This window comes from Pelagovum sp. HNIBRBA483 (assembly GCF_040931995.1).
In the GTDB taxonomy this organism is placed as follows: Bacteria; Pseudomonadota; Alphaproteobacteria; order Rhodobacterales; family Rhodobacteraceae; genus JAEPMR01.
Map to the genome: position 1 here is coordinate 915,496 of NZ_CP162412.1, position 18,263 is coordinate 933,758.

At 54.2% G+C, this 18,263-nt stretch carries 18 protein-coding genes and 1 pseudogene; 13 read left to right on the top strand and 6 right to left on the bottom strand.

Features of this window, described 5'->3' with window-relative positions; all coding sequences use genetic code 11:
• The 3 genes from AB1E42_RS04540 to AB1E42_RS04550 form a co-directional block, all read right to left on the bottom strand.
• Complete coding sequence (locus AB1E42_RS04540) at window positions 1-906, bottom strand: carbohydrate ABC transporter permease (RefSeq protein WP_368345810.1); 906 nt, start codon at window positions 904-906, stop codon at window positions 1-3.
• Window positions 899-1,792, bottom strand: a complete 894-nt coding sequence (locus tag AB1E42_RS04545) for a carbohydrate ABC transporter permease (RefSeq protein ID WP_368345811.1) — start codon at window positions 1,790-1,792, stop codon at window positions 899-901. The genes AB1E42_RS04540 and AB1E42_RS04545 overlap by 8 nt, the downstream gene beginning before the upstream one ends.
• A gap of 68 nt (window positions 1,793-1,860) precedes the next feature.
• Window positions 1,861-3,093, bottom strand: a complete 1,233-nt coding sequence (locus AB1E42_RS04550; RefSeq protein WP_368345812.1) for an ABC transporter substrate-binding protein — start codon at window positions 3,091-3,093, stop codon at window positions 1,861-1,863.
• A gap of 199 nt (window positions 3,094-3,292) precedes the next feature.
• Here AB1E42_RS04550 and AB1E42_RS04555 point away from each other — a divergent pair, with 199 nt between their 5' ends.
• From AB1E42_RS04555 to AB1E42_RS04565, 3 genes are read left to right on the top strand one after another with little or no spacing between them, the layout of a single operon-like run.
• Window positions 3,293-4,342 carry a LacI family transcriptional regulator gene (locus AB1E42_RS04555; protein WP_368345813.1) on the top strand — a complete coding sequence of 350 codons (1,050 nt, stop codon included), beginning with the start codon at window positions 3,293-3,295 and terminating at the stop codon, window positions 4,340-4,342.
• 23 nt (window positions 4,343-4,365) lie between these two features.
• Window positions 4,366-5,421, top strand: a complete 1,056-nt coding sequence (locus AB1E42_RS04560) for a sugar phosphate isomerase/epimerase family protein (RefSeq protein WP_368345814.1) — start codon at window positions 4,366-4,368, stop codon at window positions 5,419-5,421.
• Window positions 5,418-6,527: a Gfo/Idh/MocA family protein gene (locus AB1E42_RS04565; protein WP_368345815.1), complete on the top strand. Its 1,110-nt coding sequence runs from the start codon at window positions 5,418-5,420 to the stop codon at window positions 6,525-6,527. Before AB1E42_RS04560 ends, AB1E42_RS04565 begins: the two co-directional genes overlap by 4 nt.
• A 6-nt stretch (window positions 6,528-6,533) precedes the next feature.
• Here AB1E42_RS04565 and AB1E42_RS04570 read toward each other — a convergent pair whose 3' ends face one another.
• Window positions 6,534-7,046, bottom strand: a complete 513-nt coding sequence (locus AB1E42_RS04570) for a transcription termination/antitermination protein NusG (protein ID WP_368345816.1) — start codon at window positions 7,044-7,046, stop codon at window positions 6,534-6,536.
• A gap of 377 nt (window positions 7,047-7,423) precedes the next feature.
• Between AB1E42_RS04570 and AB1E42_RS04575 the strand changes: the two genes are divergently transcribed.
• The 9 genes and pseudogenes from AB1E42_RS04575 to AB1E42_RS04615 all read left to right on the top strand — a co-directional run bounded on the left by AB1E42_RS04575 (window position 7,424) and on the right by AB1E42_RS04615 (window position 16,508).
• Window positions 7,424-7,792: a MarR family EPS-associated transcriptional regulator gene (locus AB1E42_RS04575; RefSeq protein WP_368345817.1), complete on the top strand. Its 369-nt coding sequence runs from the start codon at window positions 7,424-7,426 to the stop codon at window positions 7,790-7,792.
• A gap of 168 nt (window positions 7,793-7,960) precedes the next feature.
• A pseudogene (locus AB1E42_RS04580) lies at window positions 7,961-8,677 on the top strand (IS5 family transposase).
• Window positions 8,678-8,821: 144 nt separating this feature from the next.
• Complete coding sequence (locus AB1E42_RS04585; protein ID WP_368345818.1) at window positions 8,822-9,910, top strand: polysaccharide pyruvyl transferase family protein; 1,089 nt, start codon at window positions 8,822-8,824, stop codon at window positions 9,908-9,910.
• A gap of 11 nt (window positions 9,911-9,921) precedes the next feature.
• Window positions 9,922-11,217 carry a hypothetical protein gene (locus AB1E42_RS04590; protein WP_368345819.1) on the top strand — a complete coding sequence of 432 codons (1,296 nt, stop codon included), beginning with the start codon at window positions 9,922-9,924 and terminating at the stop codon, window positions 11,215-11,217.
• Window positions 11,214-12,227 carry a nitroreductase family protein gene (locus tag AB1E42_RS04595; RefSeq protein WP_368345820.1) on the top strand — a complete coding sequence of 338 codons (1,014 nt, stop codon included), beginning with the start codon at window positions 11,214-11,216 and terminating at the stop codon, window positions 12,225-12,227. The genes AB1E42_RS04590 and AB1E42_RS04595 overlap by 4 nt, the downstream gene beginning before the upstream one ends.
• Window positions 12,227-13,144, top strand: a complete 918-nt coding sequence (locus AB1E42_RS04600) for a glycosyltransferase family 2 protein (protein ID WP_368345821.1) — start codon at window positions 12,227-12,229, stop codon at window positions 13,142-13,144. Before AB1E42_RS04595 ends, AB1E42_RS04600 begins: the two co-directional genes overlap by 1 nt.
• 41 nt (window positions 13,145-13,185) lie before the next feature.
• Window positions 13,186-14,328, top strand: coding sequence for a hypothetical protein (locus AB1E42_RS04605; protein ID WP_368345822.1), 1,143 nt, complete (start codon window positions 13,186-13,188; stop codon window positions 14,326-14,328).
• Window positions 14,325-15,149 (top strand): WecB/TagA/CpsF family glycosyltransferase, encoded by an 825-nt coding sequence (locus tag AB1E42_RS04610; protein ID WP_368345823.1) that lies wholly within the window; start codon window positions 14,325-14,327, stop codon window positions 15,147-15,149. Before AB1E42_RS04605 ends, AB1E42_RS04610 begins: the two co-directional genes overlap by 4 nt.
• A gap of 174 nt (window positions 15,150-15,323) precedes the next feature.
• Window positions 15,324-16,508, top strand: coding sequence for a nucleotide sugar dehydrogenase (locus AB1E42_RS04615; protein WP_368345824.1), 1,185 nt, complete (start codon window positions 15,324-15,326; stop codon window positions 16,506-16,508).
• Window positions 16,509-16,595: 87 nt separating this feature from the next.
• Here the strand turns inward: AB1E42_RS04615 and AB1E42_RS04620 are convergent, their stop codons facing one another.
• Window positions 16,596-16,802, bottom strand: coding sequence for a cold-shock protein (locus AB1E42_RS04620; RefSeq protein WP_368345825.1), 207 nt, complete (start codon window positions 16,800-16,802; stop codon window positions 16,596-16,598).
• A gap of 271 nt (window positions 16,803-17,073) precedes the next feature.
• Window positions 17,074-17,955 (bottom strand): tyrosine-type recombinase/integrase, encoded by an 882-nt coding sequence (locus AB1E42_RS04625; protein WP_368345826.1) that lies wholly within the window; start codon window positions 17,953-17,955, stop codon window positions 17,074-17,076.
• A gap of 57 nt (window positions 17,956-18,012) precedes the next feature.
• Here AB1E42_RS04625 and AB1E42_RS04630 point away from each other — a divergent pair, with 57 nt between their 5' ends.
• Window positions 18,013-18,249 (top strand): helix-turn-helix domain-containing protein, encoded by a 237-nt coding sequence (locus AB1E42_RS04630; RefSeq protein ID WP_368345827.1) that lies wholly within the window; start codon window positions 18,013-18,015, stop codon window positions 18,247-18,249.
• Window positions 18,250-18,263: the final 14 nt, after the last annotated feature.

An 18,263-nucleotide genomic window follows, 5' to 3' on the forward strand; every position in this document is an offset into this window, starting at 1 on the left:
TTAGCCTTTCACGGCACCGGCGGCGATGCCGCGCACAAAGAGTTTGCCGGATACGAAATAGATGGTGAGCGGAACGAGAGCGGTGATGATCGTCGCCGCCATGTTGACGTTATATTCCTTCACCCCTTGCGTGGTGTTGACGATGTTATTGAGGGCAACGGTCATCGGATAGGCTTCGGGACCAGTGTAAACGACGCCGAAGAGGAAATCGTTCCAGATACCCGTGACCTGAAGGATCACCGCGACGGTGAAAATCGGCAATGACATTGGCAAGAGCACGCGGAAGTAGATTCCCCAAAAGCCCGCGCCATCGACACGCGCCGCTTTAAACAGTTCCTCGGGCAACGAGGTGAAATAGTTCCGGAACAGAAGTGTCAGGATCGGCATGCCAAAGATCGTATGCACGATGACAAGGCCGCTGAGATCACCGTAAAGCCCAAGCTCCCTCAGCATGATGACGATTGGGTAGAGCATCACCTGATAGGGAATGAAGGCTCCAAAGATGAGGATGGTGAAAAAGACATTCGCCCCCTTGAAGCGCCAGTTAGCGAGGGCATAGCCGTTCACGCTGGCGATGATGATCGAAAGGATGACAGAAGGCACGGTGATCTGAACCGAGTTCCAGAAGTAGGAACTAAGGCCATTACAGTTCAATCCAGTGCAGGCTTCGCCCCAAGCCTTAACCCATGGCTCGAACGTTACCTCGACGGGGGGCGAGAAGATGTTGCCCAACCGGATTTCCGGCAGTCCCTTCAGCGACGTGACGATCATCACATAGAGCGGGATCGCATAATAGATCGTCACCAGCAGCAGCGTGCCGTAGAGAAATATATTGCGACGGGAGAAGGCGCGGCGCGGTTTTGCACCACGGGGGCCTTCGAGAACGGCTTTGTGCAGATTAGCCATGTTTCTTCTTGCCTCCGAATTCGAGCATCGCCCAAGGGATAACGACAAGCGCCACCGTCACCAGCATCATGGTCGATGCGGCAAAGCCTTGGCCGAGGTTATTGTTCCGGAACATCATGTCGTAGACGTATTTCGCGGGAACTTCTGTCGCGATACCGGGGCCGCCACCCGTTTGGGCGACGATCAGGTCGAACACCTTGACGATTCCGGTCACGACCAGAACGAGCGTGGTGATGAACACCGGGCGCATCATCGGGATCACGATAAAAATATAGGTCTTCCAAGCGGGGATACCGTCAACGCGCGAGGCTTTCCAAACCTCTTGGTCGATCCCGCGCAGGCCTGCGAGCATCAGAACCATCACCAAGCCGCTGCCTTGCCACAGCCCTGCGATCAGAACCCCGAAAATCGCGATATCGGCGTTGTAGAGAGGGTTGAAAGTGAAGCTTTCCCATCCGGCGTTCTGGACGATTTTCTCAATGCCAAACTCGGGGTTGAGAATCCACTGCCAGACCAGTCCGGTGACTACGAAACTCATGGCATAAGGGTAGAGGATCACCGTGCGAACAGTGTTTTCGAAACGAATTTTCTGATCAAGGAGGGCTGCAAGAATAAAGCCGATGATGAATACCAAAATCAGCATCGAAAACCCGTAAATCGCCAGATTTTCAATCGAAATGAGCCATTTCTTGGTGCCCCATAGGCGCTCGTATTGATCGAGCCCGACCCATTTCATGCGGGGTAGAAGGCCCGACTTGGTGAAGCTGTAGACAATTGTCCAGGCGGTGCCTCCGACGAATACGAAAAGCGCCGTGACGATCATCGGAATTGCCGAGATCTTGGCGTTCATATTTCGGAATAGCTGGTTTGGCCGTTGTGCCGCCATCGTGCTCCCCTCTCCCGCAGTTTGGTTGCACGGGCCTGCGCGTGTGCAGGCCCGTGCGCGTTGCGTGATTATTCAGCGTCGGCGATGATTTCCGCAAACTCTGCCTGAGCATCCGCTGCCGAGATCGAACCGTCAGCGAAGAACTCAGTGAACAGCGTATTGATCTGGTTCACCGTATCCGGCGTGATCAGCATCGTCGGATCAGGCAGGAGCGCGCCATCGGCGAGCAGGGCCAGACCCTTCTGCATGCAGTCGTTCGCGGCGGAGAGGTCGATATCACCGCGGACGGGAAGCGATCCTTTGGCAAGGTTGAACGACACCTGTACATCCGGCTTCAGAAGCAGAGCCGCAAGCTCGGCCTGTGCCGCTGCTTGCTCTTCATCATCAAGCACGGGGAAGTAGAAGGCATCACCGCCGGTGGAGAGGCGTGGGTTTGTACCCAGACCTGGCAGACAGCTGTAGTCTTCGCCTGCGACGGAGCCAGCAACGGCAAATTCGCCCTGTGCCCAGTCACCCATGATCTGACCGCCAGCCTGACCGGTGATTACGAGGTTGGTCGCATCGTTCCAGTTTTGCACGGTCGAATTGGCGGACATGGAGCGTGCTGCATCAGCCGCCGCGAAAACGGAAGCCACCTCGGCGCCGCCAGCGACGTCTGCATCCTTGTCACCATAGACGGACAAGAAGATGTCGCTCGGCAGAAGGCTCGCCATCATCACGTTGAACGCGCCGGACTGTTGCCAACCTTCCTGACCCATCGCCATTGGGATCTTCCCTGCGGCTTCGAGCGCATCTGCAGAGTCTGCGAATTCTGCCCAGTTTGCTGGTACGTCGAGGCCCGCATCCGCAAACGCTTTGTGCGAAACCCAGAGCCACTGCCATGAGTGGATGTTGACCGGCGCGCAGTAAACGCGGCCATCGACCGTGCAAGATTCAAGCAGGGACGACGGGTTGACGAGGTCCAGCCAGCCTTCAGCTTCGGCAATATCGGTGATGTCGCGCAGTAAACCGGCTTCGATCAGCTCTTCAGCTTGGCGGCCATGGTTGAACTGGAAAGCCCCCATTGGATCGCCGCCGGTAATCCGGCTGATCATCACGGCGCGGGCATTTTCACCACCGGCGATAGCGGCATCCACCCATGTGTGGCCCGTTGCATCGAATGCCTTGGCGAATTCCGCCACAGCGGCAGCTTCGCCACCTGATGTCCACCAGTGCATAACTTCGAGTTCAGTTGCGTTCGCAATGGTGGCGCTAGCGCTAACAAGCGCGGTCGCGGTCAAAAGTTTCTTGGTTAGTTTCACGATTATACCTCCCTAGCTATATCGTTATAGAAATCACTACATCGTTTTAGATTTGCCTTGCAAGTAGTTTTTGAACCTGTTTCGATGAGATTGCGCAATATTCGTAAAAGCGAATGAGTCGTGCTCCCGTGCGGGCTTGAAACGAAGGTGAAAATAGCCGAAGCCAAGCTATGTGGGGCATATAAACAAGGACGAAGACGTGCCTGAAGAGTTGAAAACGCCTGCCGGAATGTCGGCGCGAGATCTGCTGGAGCCGGGTGAAAAACCGACGCTCAAGACCCTTTCGCGGCTAAGCGGCATGGCGGTGCCAACCGTCTCGCGGGCGCTGAAAGACGCGCCGGATATCAGTGACGCGACCAAAGAGAAAGTCCGGCGAATCGCGGCAGAGGTTGGTTATGTGCCGAACCGCGCCGGCGTCCGCCTGAGAACGGGCAAAACAAATGTCATTGCGCTGGTGCTTGGCTTGGACCGTCACATGATGACACACACCTCGGACCTGATCCGTTCAGTTTCTGAGGGCTTGGTGGGCACACCGTACCACCTGATTGTCATGCCGCGTCTATCAGACAAGCAACCGCTCGAGCGCATTCGCTACATCGTCGAAACCGGCTCAGCTGACGGTGTCATAATGAACCAGACAAGCGAAAACGATCCGCGCGCGGCGTTCATGATGGAGCGTCAATTTCCGTTCGCGACGCATGGCCGGACCTCATTGGAAACGCCCCATGCATTTTATGACTTTGATAACTGGGCATTTGCACGTCAGGCATTGCAGAAACTCGCGTCGCGCGGGCGCAGGAAGGTTCTGACGATCCTGCCGCCATCGGATCACTTCTACAGTCAGGACACGCTGAGCGGCCTGAAAGAAGGGGCGGTGCAAACGGGCATAGAGCTCCGCTTCAACGAAAAGGTCGATAGTGACTCGGATATCGAGTTGATCGAGCAGCACATCCTTGAGCGGCTCAAAGATGAGCCGGAGATTGACGCAATCATCGGCTCCTCAACCGCAGCCGTGATGGCCGCTGTCAACGCAGCGGAAGCGATGGGCCGGACCATCGGCAGCGATACGGATGTGGTTGGCCGTGACTCGATCCGCTTCCTCAAGCAGTTCCGAAAAGAGGTCATTGCGGTGCATGAGGATGTCACGAAGGCGGGCCATTTCCTTGCTGGCGCGATATTGAGCGCCATTGCGGACCCTGAAGCGCCGCCGCTTCAAGGAATGGATATTCCGCAAGGCGAATTTCTTTAATTTTCGACAAAGTGGAGGGTCGAATGCCATCACAAATCAAGGGTCCAGCGCTGTTCTTGGCGCAATTTGCGGGGGATGAGGCCCCGTTCAACACGCTGGGCGGGATCGCGAAATGGGCGGCCGATCTGGGCTACAAGGGGGTGCAAATTCCCTCGTTCGACGCGCGGCTTTTCGATCTCGATAAAGCAGCCGAAAGCCAGGATTATTGTGACGAGGTGAAAGGAATTTGCGCCGAGGCGGGTGTCGAGATCACCGAGCTTTCGACCCATCTGCAGGGGCAACTCGTCGCGGTAAACCCAGCATATGATACGGCTTTTGACGCATTTGCACCGGCGAGCGTTCATAGAAACCCGAAAGCACGGCAGGCATGGGCCGTGGAGCAGGTCAAGAAAGCGGCCAATGCATCGCGGCGCCTTGGCCTTGATCATACGGTGAGCTTTTCCGGCTCACTTGCCTTTCCTTATCTTTATCCGTGGCCGCAACGCCCTGATGGCCTGATTGGGGAAGCCTTCGCCGAGCTTGCCCGCCGCTGGCTGCCGATCTTTGATCGCTACGCGGACTTGGGCGTCGATATCGGTTTTGAGTTGCATCCCGGCGAGGATCTCTTTGACGGGGCAACGTGGGAGATGTTTCTTGATCGTGTGAAGGGCCATAAAGCGGCGATGATCAACTATGATCCGTCGCATTTCCTGCTTCAGCAGATGGACTATCTGGCTTTTATCGACCTCTACCATGACAGGATCAACGCCTTTCATGTGAAGGACGCAGAGTTCAATCCTGATGGTCGTCAGGGGGTCTATTCCGGCTATCAGCCTTGGGCGCAGCGGGCAGGGCGGTTCCGTTCCTTGGGAGATGGGCAGGTCGATTTTGCCGCGATCTTTTCTAAGCTGACACAATATGGTTATGACAGTTGGGCGGTTCTCGAATGGGAGTGCTGCGTGAAATCGGCAGAGCAGGGGGCCGCAGAAGGCGCGCCCTTCATTGAAAGCCATCTGATCGAGCCGCCTGCGCGCGCATTTGACGATTTTGCAGGCGGCGAAAGGGATGAGGCGCAAATCAAAAGGATGCTTGGACTATGACGAGGCTCAAACTAGGCATGGTTGGCGGCGGGCAGGGGGCCTTTATCGGAGGTGTTCACCGGATTGCCGCGCGCCTTGATGGCAAGTGGGACTTGGTGGCAGGCGCTTTGTCGTCGGATCCCGACCGCGCCGCGGCCAGCGCCGTGGAGTTGGGCATCGCGCCCGAGCGGTCCTATGCGTTATACGAGGAGATGGCGCAGGCTGAGGCCGCCCGGCCCGACGGTATTGATGCGGTTGCCATCGTGACGCCGAACCATGTGCATGCGGGACCGGCGGTCGCGTTCCTGAACGCAGGTATCAATGTTATTTGCGACAAACCGCTTGCCGCCACCGCAGAGCAGGCCGCAGCGATCCGTGCGGCGGCGGAGGCCTCCAAGGCGCGTTTCTTCCTGACCCACAATTACACCGGCTATCCGCTTATGCGGCAGGCGCGGGCGATGATCGCGCGGGGCGCGTTGGGGCGGCTGCGGGTCATTCAGGCAGAGTATGCGCAAGATTGGCTGGCTGAAGAGACATCGAACAAACAGGCGGACTGGCGGACCGACCCCGCGCAATCCGGTGCCGGTGCAATTGGTGATATCGGCACACATGCATTTAATCTTCTGTCATTTGTCTCGGGTCTGGAGGCGGAAGCGCTGATGGCGGAGCTGCATTCTTTCGTTGATGGCCGCCGCGTGGATGACAATGCCCATATCATGCTGCGCATGGCAGGTGGCGCACGCGGCATGCTCTGGGCCAGTCAGGTCGCCGTCGGCAATGAAAACGCCCTGCGCCTGCGGATCTTTGGTGATAAGGGCGGCATCGAATGGGCGCAGGAAAATCCCAACGTGATGACCGTGACCCGTTTTGGTGAGCCTAAGCAGATCATCACCCGCGGCGGGGCCGGTCTGGGGGAGGGAGCGGCTGACGGAACCCGCATCCCGCCCGGGCATCCGGAGGGCTATCTGGAAGGGTTTGCCAATCTCTACAGTGATGCGGCCGATGTGATCGCGGGGGGCAGTGACGGCGCGTATCTGCCCGGACTCCGCGAAGGGCTGGACGGCATGTGGTTTATCGCGGCCTGTCAGCAAAGCTCGGCGCAAGGCGGTGTGTGGGTGGCGCGGTAGGGGGCGCTAACCCGTCGCGCGGACGTGATTGTTTGCGACCTGAACGCGGGTTTGTTGGCCCATCAGGTCAAGAAGCACCCAGACACGCAGATCCGGCGTGATCGTCTCGACGGTTGCGACGAAATTGGCAAATGGGCCGGAAAGGATTTCGACAGCGCTACCGGCTGTCAGCACCGGCGCCGGCTGCAAAACACCGTCTGCATCGCAGCGGGCTGCGAGGTCATCAATCAGTGCCGATGGCACTGCGCGTGGCCGCTGATCAAAGCTCACCAATCGGCTCACCCCCGAAGTTGCGTTTATTTTCCGCCACGGCGCGGATGCCGGGTCGAAGCCGACGAAGAGATATCCGGGAAAGAGGGGGCGAAGCGCCTCGACGAAACGCCCGGATTGGCGGCGGGTGACCCGATGCTGCGGCAGGAACGTCGCAAACCCTTGCCGATCGAGATTTCGGACCGCAATACGCTGTGCGTTGGGTTTGAGCTGTGCGAGGAACCACTGCAAGTCAGGTTTGTTTTGCATGCTGTCTCCGCTCGTTTGGCGCGCGCGTCTCTTCCGCGATAGGACACGCTCATGATTGAGCAAAGTCTATCATGGCTTTGGGGGCGGAGGGAAGCGTTGTGGTTTGAAAGCCTTGCTCGTTGTGTCGCGGTCGGGAAAGTCTCTCCGTGATTGCTGCGTCGGCACCTGTGGCGCAGGCTAGGACGGCAGCGGGGAAAAATCACAAGAATACATCGCAGTATCCTCTTGTAGGCCTTGCGGCAGGGCGTGTTTTCGCGTAGCGCTCAAAATCGAGCGGACATGGAAATGACGCCACAAAATCGAACAGACGAATGTGCCCGGGCTCGTGCGAGCGCCGGTGCGGTAGCCGTTCTCAAGCCCGCCTGCGGGGCGCCATAGTGGCCAGCCGTCGCGACCTGCATCAAGAAGAAGTGCGTTTCCGCATTTTGCGTCTGCTGAATGACGATCCTGAGCTGTCCACCCGACAGATCGCCGATGCGGTTGGGATCTCTAACGGCTCTGCGTATTATTGCATCAACGCGCTGATGAAGAAGGGTCTGATCAAACTCGGTAATTTTCGCGCCTCCGAGCAAAAGGGGCGTTACGCCTATGTGCTCACGCCGCGTGGGATCCGTGAAAAAACGGTGCTTACGGCGAAGTTCCTTGAGCGGAAACTGGCCGAATACGAAGCCCTGAAAGCCGAGATCGCCGCGCTTGAGGATGAGGTTGGGGCGGCTGTCCCGGCTCGTCGCGTGGGGCGTGGATGAGGGGTGTGGCGAGAGCTGGGGTTATCGTGAGTAACAGTAAAGTAGTGATGATTTAGTGTTCGTAGCTCCTAGCGTCAGGTCCCATTGATTTCCGTCTTGCCGCGTGGTTAACGGCTCAAAAACGAGCGGCAAATATGTCTGATATTTTTCTGGTTGAGCGACGTGCAGATGGCGCGCCTTGAGCCCTTCTTTCCCCAATTCCACCGCAATCCACGCGTTGATGATCGTCGCGTGTTGAGTGGGATTATCTTCGTCAATCGCATTGGCTTGCGTTGGTGCGATGCGCCCGTTGCCTAGGGCCCGCACAAAACACTCTACAACCGTTGGAGCGATAAGGGCATCGTCGCATAGATGATGATGAGACTGGCGGCCAATCATGGCGAAGATCAGGCCGTGACGATTGATGTGAGCTATCTTAAGGCCCACAGTGCAGCAATAAGCATGGGCGTCAAATAAAAGGGGGTGTGGTCGTCTGATCGGGCGCACGAAGGGTGACATGAACACCAAGTTGCACGCAATCCGTGATAGCCAGGGACGCCCTCTCAACCTGGTCGTTACCCCGGTCATGTTAGCGACTATATGGGGGCAAGGGCGTCGCTCAGCAGCCTGCCCGATGTTGACTGGCTGCTCGGGTATCGCGGCTATGACGCGGATTGGGTCAGAGAAGCGTTTAAAGACAGAGGGATAAGATCCTGCATCCCAGGTCGGAAACGGCGCAAGAAAGCCGTGAAATACGACAGGAGCCGCTACAAACGCCGCAACCGGATTGAGATCATGTTTGGCAGGCTGACGGATTGGCGGCGTGTCGCAACCCGCTATGATCGCTGTCCCAGAGTCTCCCGGTCCGCCGTAGCCCTCGCAGCGCTCGTCATTTACTGGTTATGAGCCCTGACCCTAGCAAGGATGAACTCAGTCTTCAGATGTTGCTCGTATGCTCAAATTTTTCTAATTGAAGTCTAACGGACCGATAATAAGTGACAGACTCCAACTGTGTACAGAATTTTTTAATAGTCAAATGACGGATTGCCAATGAAGCCGATTATCGAAGTTAAGGGTATTGCGTTCCCGAATAAGGGTGCGGAAATGCTTTTGGTGGCGTGTATAGACCAGCTGGAAAGACGTGGCTGTTATGCGGCGCTCGAGCCCTACAGTCCATTCGAGTACAAGTTGCGTTATCCGTTGTTTACAAAGGCCCGTATCCAGCGTTTCGGGGTGAACATACTTAGTCTGCTTAATCTGCTACCACGCTATGCCCGTGAACGCTTGGGCTATATCCGACCGTCCGAATTGGCGTTGGCGCTGGATGCCTCAGGATTTGCCTACGGAGCTCCTTGGCCTGTATCCATAGCGTACGAACGATTGCTCGGCGAAAAACTTTCTTGCCCAGTTGTAATGCTGCCACAATCATGGGGTAAATTCGACACCTTAGCGCAAATGAAGGTGGCAAAGGTTTTGAATGCGCGCGCTGCTCTTGTCTTTGCACGAGAACCTGAGGGCGCTGACAACTTCGAAAAGGCTACGGGTAAGCGCCCGCTAGTTGTGCCGGACATTACATTCGGCGTTACGGTTTCCCCCGCTGAGATCTCACGTGACGTATTGTTCATACCCAACTTCCAAGTCGAGAGACGCGAGGGTGCAGACTATATAGAGACCCTGATCGATGCTGCACGGAGTTTATTGATTGCCGGTCGTCAGGTTGCTTTGCTGAACCACGAAGGCCCGAAGGATCTTGAAATCTGCTATCGGGTCCGCGATCGGCTGGTTGCCGAGGGTTTCGATGTGAAAGTGTTGGACCCCGAAACCGGACTTGAAGCCAAGGCAATTATCGGCGCCGCGCGCTTTGTTGTGACCTCACGCTATCACGGGCTTATCGCAGCCCTGTCGCAGGGTGTTGCCTGCTATCCTGTGGGCTGGTCCTACAAGTATGTCTCGGCCATGCACCTCTTCGGTATAGAAATCGAAGAAAGCGTGGGCCATCCCGAACACGTGTCGGATCGCGCCATGTCAGCAGAGTACTGTGACCAGTTTCAGTCTGCCGCTTACATCGCGCGCCTCGACGAGATCCGTGACCAGGTAGTTGCTATGTGGGATCAAGTATTTGCCTTGATCCGTTCGTAGTGGCGTGACGCATGGTCTCTTTGTCAAAAGTAGTCAGCGCCGTGCTAAACCCCGTATTCATGGGCAAGGCGCTGGCCGCAGGGACGCAAATCATCGTTGTGCTTTTTTCGGCCCGAGTTCTTGCTCCAGATGAAGCAAACCTGCTGTTTTCACTTCTGGCGCTCTCGGCGATCTTGACGGCTGTGGCCTCGTTTGGTGCAAATGGCGCACTAGTACCGTTCCTCTTTCGTCGTCCCGATCGCGCCTTCGCGATTATCGGACTTCTGCTTGGTGGGAAGATGTTGGTCTCGTTTCTGGGAGCAATGATGATTGGCTGGCTGGGCTACGCTCAGGATTTGCCACCCCTGCTGATTGCTTGGACCGCCTTTTCAGGTTCTCTGCTTTTTTTGGATTTTATCGCTGAAAGTCGTGGCAGTGCCGATGTGGACCGCCTATCACGTATTAAATTTATGATTTTCGGCGCCGGTATCCTGCTGAAAATCGTCTTTTTTTATTTTTCATTCACTGGCTTACTTTTGACTCTTTATGCAGAGTGGATTGTGATATGGCTCTTCTACTTCCTGCCCGTTTTGCGAAAGACGCCGGGGCAACGCATACCTGAATTGGGCGATATTGTTCTGGTAGGTAGTTTCCTAGCCTCGTCCTCGTGGGTCTGGTTGTCCACCGTGGTCAGCTTTGGCTGGACACGGGTCTATTTCGTGCTTCTTACCGCCGGAATAGGTGCTGGTCCTGCCAACGCTTATTTTGTTGTGGTTCGTCTTGTCGAAGGCTTCACGCTGGTGCCGAACACGTTGGCGATGCGTTTTTTTCCGGACATGGTGGCACTCGGGAACGCTGGCGACGAGGCTGGGTTGATGGCACTACGCTTCCAGTTTTTGCGCTTGGTGATGCAGGCTGCGCTAGCCGCCGCATTGGCTGTACCGTTGATCTATGTGCTGGTTTATGGCTGGAGTGGCGAGAATCCTGACCACCCAGTGCTGTCGGCGGTTCAGTCGTTACTGGTGGCCGTTGCTGCCTTTTTGCTAATTTTGCGGGTGGCATTGAGCCGCGAGATTATCCTGACGGGGTTCCTTCCGCTTTCAATCATCAGCTACTTGGCCGGCGCTATCACTAGCTTTTCTGTTTATCATATGTTTGGTGCCGACAGTTATGATGATGCTCTGCTTGGATATGCCGCATTTGCCATCGCTAGCTTTGGCAGCCCGTTTCTGGCCGCCCCAGAACGGCTACGCTCCTTTCGCCACGCACTTTCCACGATTTTGTGGCGTGGACCGAGCGCGCATCGCAAGAAAGGACCTTCTGAATGAAACGACAACTTCTCAACGTTGCGCGAATGATACGCTTGCTTATTGTCTGGCTAGCCTCGCGCAACCGTCTTCTTGGGCGCGTCTTTTTCTTGTTCGAGCCTAGCTTCGACCGAGAGTTCGAATTCACCCTACGCGGTCGGCATGAGGCGCTTAGTTCACGATACAGGCTGGACCATTCTAATGCAAACGTCCGACGTTGCGTGCATAGGCTGGAAAAGGGCCTGTTTCATCGCGATCGTCGTGCCGCTTTTGGCAAGGACGTCTTGACTGAATTAGCTCACGAGATCAGCAAACTGGATCTCTTGGAAGAAGGTGCTGATGCGAATGAGGTTGACTGGGCCATTGCCACGCTGACTTCTTATCGCCCGCATGCCTATGATCCCGCTCTCGTGGACGACTGTCTCTATCGGCTAGAACGCTTTCGTGGATTTGGCCCTGAACCGGAGTCATTACGGCGCCCCGACACCAAGGTCTCTCCGGATTTCGAGGTGCTGCGTAGGCTGTATTACAAACGAGAAAGCGTACGATTTTTCACCGACCGACCTGTCGACCCTGAACTGGTTGTGCAAGCAGTGGCAATCGCCAAAGAGGCACCTTCGGCCTGCAACCGTCAGCCGTTTCATCTCCATCTATTGACCGACACTCGTGACATTGAATTTGTTGGTGGACTTGCGCCTGGTACAGCTGGATTTCTCAATAATATCCCTGTTCTCGGAGTCCTCATAGGGCATGCTAGCGCGTTCCGGTTCACTCGCGACAGGCACTTAATCTATACTGATGGGGGGCTGTTCCTTGGGCATCTGTTGCCAGCGCTAACTGCGCTGAGTCTGGACACCTGCGTGTTGAACTGGACACCGGATTGGACGAATGACCGCAAGGCGGTGGATTATCTCGGCCTGGATATGAGCAAGACAATTGTTTGCCTTCTGGCAATCGGTTATCGAGACGACACAGCCTCTCCGATCTCGACCAAGAAGACCAACGACAACCTCCTGCGGACAGGTGCTTGATGTCTAACTTGGCCGCTGCCGATATCTGTGATGTCAGCGTTGTTATCCCTGCCTACAAGGCTGCGGGTACGATCTCGCGCGCGCTGACCTCGGTCCTTGCGCAGACCGTGCTTCCCATGGAAATCATCGTGGTTAACGACGCCTCGCCAGACACCGAGGAGATGGTGGTCGCAATGGAGGCCATCTCGATTCCTGAAGGGGTCACTCTGAGGGTTCTGCACAACGAAACCAACCTGAACGGCGCTGCCACCCGCAACCGAGGCATCAAGGCTGCCACTGCCACCTTCATAGCCTTTCTAGATGCCGACGATGAGTGGGAGGCTGAGAAGCTCTCACTCTGCCTCGCGGCTCAGGCTGACAGTCTTGAAAAAACAGGAAAGCCCGCATTGGTCTACAGCCAAGTCAATGTGATTGCGGACAATCAGATTCTGAGAGTCCGCCCCGACCGGGCTATTGGTCCGACCGAGCATATGAGCGAATACCTCTTCCTGTCCGGAGGATTCATCCAGACCAGCACTATCGTCTGCCCGCGCGATTTGGCGGTGAATGTACTATTCGACCCATCATTCCGCCGTCACCAAGACTATGACTTTTGTCTTCGAATGGCTGGCGAGGACATTTCGATTATATTTATCAATCGGCCGCTTGTGCGATACCACGCCACCGAAGGACTTTTTGCTGTGCGCCTGGAAGATCCTGACTACACTGCCCACTGGGGAAAAAGAATGCGCCCTAGGATGACGCGCCACGGTTATCATGGGTTTTGTTTTTTTTTAGTTAGTGGAAGGCTAGTGGGAAGGCAACGCTATATCGCTGCTGTTGGTAACGCGCTTATACATGCCTTCCTGCTTGGTCCTGTAGGCCTTGGAAAGGCACGCAGAAAAGTCGTAGACATGGTACGTGTGGCAATCCGATAATGATGCAAAGTGCGCAAAAATTCGCGTCACAAGGATATTATATGCGGTTGCCGGACCTACTTTTTGTCCTGTTCGTAACATGCCTTACATTGACTGGACTAATATCCTACACTCAGCTTACTAGCGTCTATTACCGTAACAACTTACTGCCAGCCAATGCCCTTTTTGATCTTTTTATTGTGCTGTATGTTTTTGCGGTGCCAGCGACGAGGATATTGCCGGTAGCCGCGCCCTTTTTTTTATTATCTACTTTCTACATATTGACATCAGCAATTTTTCTCCCTGCGCCTAATGGGGGTGCCCCGAGTCCTCTCGATTTTATCATTTCGTTTAAGGCATTTTTCTATCTAGCAATCCTATGTTTTGCTCGTCCGAGGAAATTGAGTATCAGTCTTGGCGCTTTGGAAAAGGTATTTAAATACCTGTTGATGGCATTTTTCCTAAAATACCTATTCTCTAAAACTATTTTGGAAATACCTCGACCTGGTCTATTCACAGAGAACAACTTTGAGATAGTATTCCTGCTAGTAATTTTCATCTTCTTGTCTCGCTGCGGGCGCCTACGTTCAAAGTTTTGGGCGATATTGCTGTTGGGGGTAGTGTTATTGTCTGGTTCACGTTCTGGACTTTTAGGGCTATTTGCTGCTCTTTTAACCTCAAATGGCCAGAGATCGATGCGGCTGATTATAGAATTGTTTTTTCTATTCGTCCTTGTAGCGGCTGTGCTAACGCTAATTGATAATCGGATTGTCGGTCTTATGGATCTCGCTAGTGTGGACCGTTTTCTTTTCTTTACACTTTTCCTCGAAGAATTGAAGCGGTTCGAAGTATGGCAATACCTTGTTGGATGGACTCCGATGACCCCACTCAGTGATAGTACTTGCATGCGGATGGGCTTCTACGGATCTTTATTCAGTTCAGCCAACTCTGACGTGTGTTATTCTGTTGTCTTGCATGTTTTTTACTTTCGAGTAATTCTAGACCATGGTGTGCTAGGATTAATTTTCTTGATTGCAGGGTTCTACTTTTTGCTACGCTCCAACGGTTTAAATGGTTCACTTTCCTTTGCAATTATCATACAGGGTCTAATCAATGGATTGTCCATTTCAGGATTTGCAAATACTTATTTTTTCCTTGCAGTGGTTTTGGTGACTTCGCACTACTCGAAGATCCGCACAGCATGATTATTAAGCGCCACACAGCTACTATTTTAGGTCGAATGTCTAGAATGTTTTTCGATTTTGAGGAGCAGGTGTTTCGCACTAGTCAGATACCCCCTCTTGAACGCATGGTTGTGTCTGAATCCAGCAGATATGATTGTCAGGTCATTGGATTTGCCAACCCGTATTCATTTCAGATACTTTACCGGCGCTCGGAACTTGTAGATAGCGTAGACCACTGGTATTCAGATGGGGGGTTTCTTTGCAGCATCATTGGCTTGGGGCGTGGCGAACAAGTACCCCGTTACAGCTTCGATTTTTCCTCCATAGCGGATGGCGTATTCGAATACGCAAAGAGCAACTGTTTGTCTGTTGGATTATTAGGCGGAACTGAGGATGAAATTACCGCTGCTTGTGAATATCTCCAAAGTCGCTATTTAGAACTTCCTATCGTCTGGAGCCGCAATGGTTTTTTCCGAGATGCAGATAAGCAAGATGGCGGTCGCTCCGAAGCCCTAGACGATTTGGTGGCCTCTGGAGCGGAAATTATTATTATTGGCATGGGCACGCCACTGCAGGAAGAAGTCGCGGTTGAACTGAAACAAAAGATGCTTTCACAGAGAACTGAAACACGCACCTTGCCGGTTATCTTTACGTGTGGCGGTTTCTTATCACAAACAGCACTGGGCGGCGATTACTATCCAGAGATAATCAAGAAAACCGGTCTACGCTGGGTTTACCGCGCGTTTCATGCGCAGCATGTACGTAAGCGTCTGCTTCGAGACTATCCTCGATTTGTGGCGTTAGTCTTTGTCTGTCGTCTTTGTCGGCTCATCTTAGATTAATTCAAGGCAGCACGCCCAGTAAATTTACTCCAGGCGTTATCTGCTGAAAAGAGTTGTCGCCATTTCAGCCGAGCACTTTTGACAGAATGGGCTCGTTGAACTCGCGGCTGAATCTTCTAGAGCCAAATGGCTCGCATGGGGTCTATTTTTGTCTTCGGGAAAGGAGCAGAATGAATGGTTTGTTGGCATCCCAGGAAGATTGTCGTTGTTGGAATTGGCTACGTGGGGCTCTCAAATGCAGTTTTACTCGCACAGCACAACGACGTCACTGCTGTTGATATATCATCTAAACGGGTTGACATGGTTAATGCGCGTGAAAGTCCTATTGTCGACCCTGAATTAGAGGAGTTTCTGTCTACGCGTCCACTGAAACTTGATGCAACAACGGACCTAATGGCTGCACTGGAGGGGGCTGAGATCGTTATCATTGCCACACCCACCGACTACGATCCTGTAACCGATTATTTTGATATTTCGTCTGTTGAAAAAATTGCGTCCATTGCGTCACAACAAGCTTCGAGTGCTACTATTGTCATTAAGTCGACAGTTCCCGTTGGATGCGTGGAAACGCTTCGAAAGCAGACTGGTAACCCTAATATTGTCTTTAGTCCGGAGTTTCTGCGTGAAGGCCGTGCTTTGTATGATAATTTGAATCCCAGTAGGATCATAGTAGGAGATAAGTCGACGCGAGCTCATGAATTTGCGCACCTACTTGCTCGAGGTGCCGAAAAAGCAAACGTTCCGATACTGTTCACCGGACCATCAGAGGCTGAGGCCATCAAGCTTTTTGCCAATACCTATCTTGCGATGCGCGTTGCCTACTTTAATGAGCTTGACAGTTATGCGATGGTAAATGGGATGGATACCCGTCAAATCGTCGAGGGTGTCGGCCTCGATCCTAGAATTGGCGACCATTACAACAATCCATCATTTGGCTACGGTGGATATTGTCTGCCAAAAGATACGAAACAACTCCTGGCAAATTACGCAGACGTCCCGCAGGACTTGATTTCTGCTATCGTCCAGGCAAACCGTAGCCGAAAGGATTTTCTGGCCGAACAGATTATTGCTCGGAAGCCCAAGGTTGTGGGCATCTACCGGCTTGTGATGAAGGCAGGTAGCGACAACTTCCGTCAGTCTTCTGTTCAAGGCATCATGAAGCGCATTAAGGCCAAGGGGATTGAGGTGGTCGTCTTTGAACCTGCCTTAGAAGATAAGCAGTTTTTTGGATCGCGGGTGGAGCGGGATCTGGAGAAGTTCAAGCAAGACGCCGATGTCATTGTGACCAATCGTCGAAGCAGCGAGCTTGCAGACGTAGAAGAAAAAATCTTCACGCGGGATCTATTCGGATCGGATTGAGTGGGGACGGTTCCTGATCGGTTCTGCAAAGATCCGATCAACTACAAAAACAGGCGCTCCGTTTAGGAGCGCCTTTCTTATTTTTGATCAAGCCAGTGCGAGGTTGATCGCGCTTTCGCGGCCGTCACGGCCGGCTTCGACGTCGAAAGTTACTTTCTGGTCGTCTGCAAGACCGGTGAGGCCCGAGCGCTCGACTTGGGAGATGTGTACGAACACGTCCTTGCCGCCGCTCTCGGGTGCGATAAAGCCGAAGCCTTTAGTGGAGTTGAACCATTTCACTGTGCCATTGGCCATGTGATTTTTCCTTATAAATATACTGCCCACGACATGCGGCAGCCCGGCTTCTCACGACGGTGTCGAACGCTGTGAGCCGATAAAGGAAAACAGATGGTCGAATAGGAGGTCAGTAGCCCTTTGCGTCTAACAGAGCGGCCCCTTCACCACAAGTACGCACTTAAGTGCGTGTTGGATTGCGCCGTTTGGCCGTATTGTGATGTATATTGGTGACTAATCGCGAAGCGCTGCAAAAATGAAATCGCGTCAACTGTCCGATGTTGGCCGGATCTCATTCCCAAACATTATGCTCCGCGCTCTGTACATAACGGGCAACAACGTCTGAGGTTTTCCAGCCACCAGCGCGCATGATCGCGCTGATATCGAGGCCGCGCATCATAAGTTCCTGCGCGGCGCCGATCCGCAGGGAGTGCCCCGAAATCTCATGAACCTCGGTGGCTTCTTTGCCTGCATCCCTTGCCGCACCTTTAATGATCAAGCGGATCTGCGACGTGCAGAGCGGACGGTCGATACACTTTCCATGGACGATAGGGCAAAAGAGCCATGGGACTTCATCGTCGCGCTGTTCAAGCCAGCTGCGGAGCAGCTCATACGTTCTCCGGCTGCCGTAAGCTGTGCGCCCCAGCCCGATCTGGTCATTCTTACTTCTGCGGATCAGGCCCCGGACCGTGTGATCTGGCTGGAATGTAATATCTGCGCGTCGCAGGGCTGAAAGCTCCGATCGCCGCGTCAAGAAATCAAACCCCAGCGAGAGAAGTGCACGATTGCGGATGCCGTGCAGCGTATCGGGCTGGTTCTCGAGCATCGCAACAAGTGTGTCATGGGTGATGCCATGCACCTGCCTCGGGCGGTTTGGTTTCGACCGTTTGAAGCGCCGGATGGCGATTTGTGCATCCGCCGAGGCGCACGGGTCGGGATGCCCTAAGAGCGCGTGAACTTTCCGAATGCTGTAGAGCCGGCGCTCCATTGTTGCGACGGCCTTGTCCGCCTCGGCCGCGAGATATCTTGTTATTGCGCGCGCACTTGCCGGCAGGGCGGTTTCGCCATTTGCATCACACCATTCGATGAACTTGCCGATGTCGGCGCGATATGCGCGTAATGTGGCGGGGGCATATGCGCCTTCCAAGTGGTCCAAGAGAGATTTTATGTTCATTTTACAATACCAATTTCAGCATATGGCCGAATATAGGACAATCTTGGAGGCCTGTCAATGATTACGACAGAACAAATCCGCATGGCGCGCGGTGCGTTGGATTGGACGATTGCGGATCTTGAACAGGCCTCAGGGGTAAGTGAGCGTACCATTCGCCGGATCGAAGCGCAGGCGGGCCTGCCCAATGCTACGCGCGCCAATATGATGATTATCCAGCGCGCGTTTGAGGATGCCGGCATTGAGTTTATCGGCGCGCCTGATGATCGTCCCGGCGTGAGGCTTCGGCGGCCCTAAGGCGTCGCTTAGAC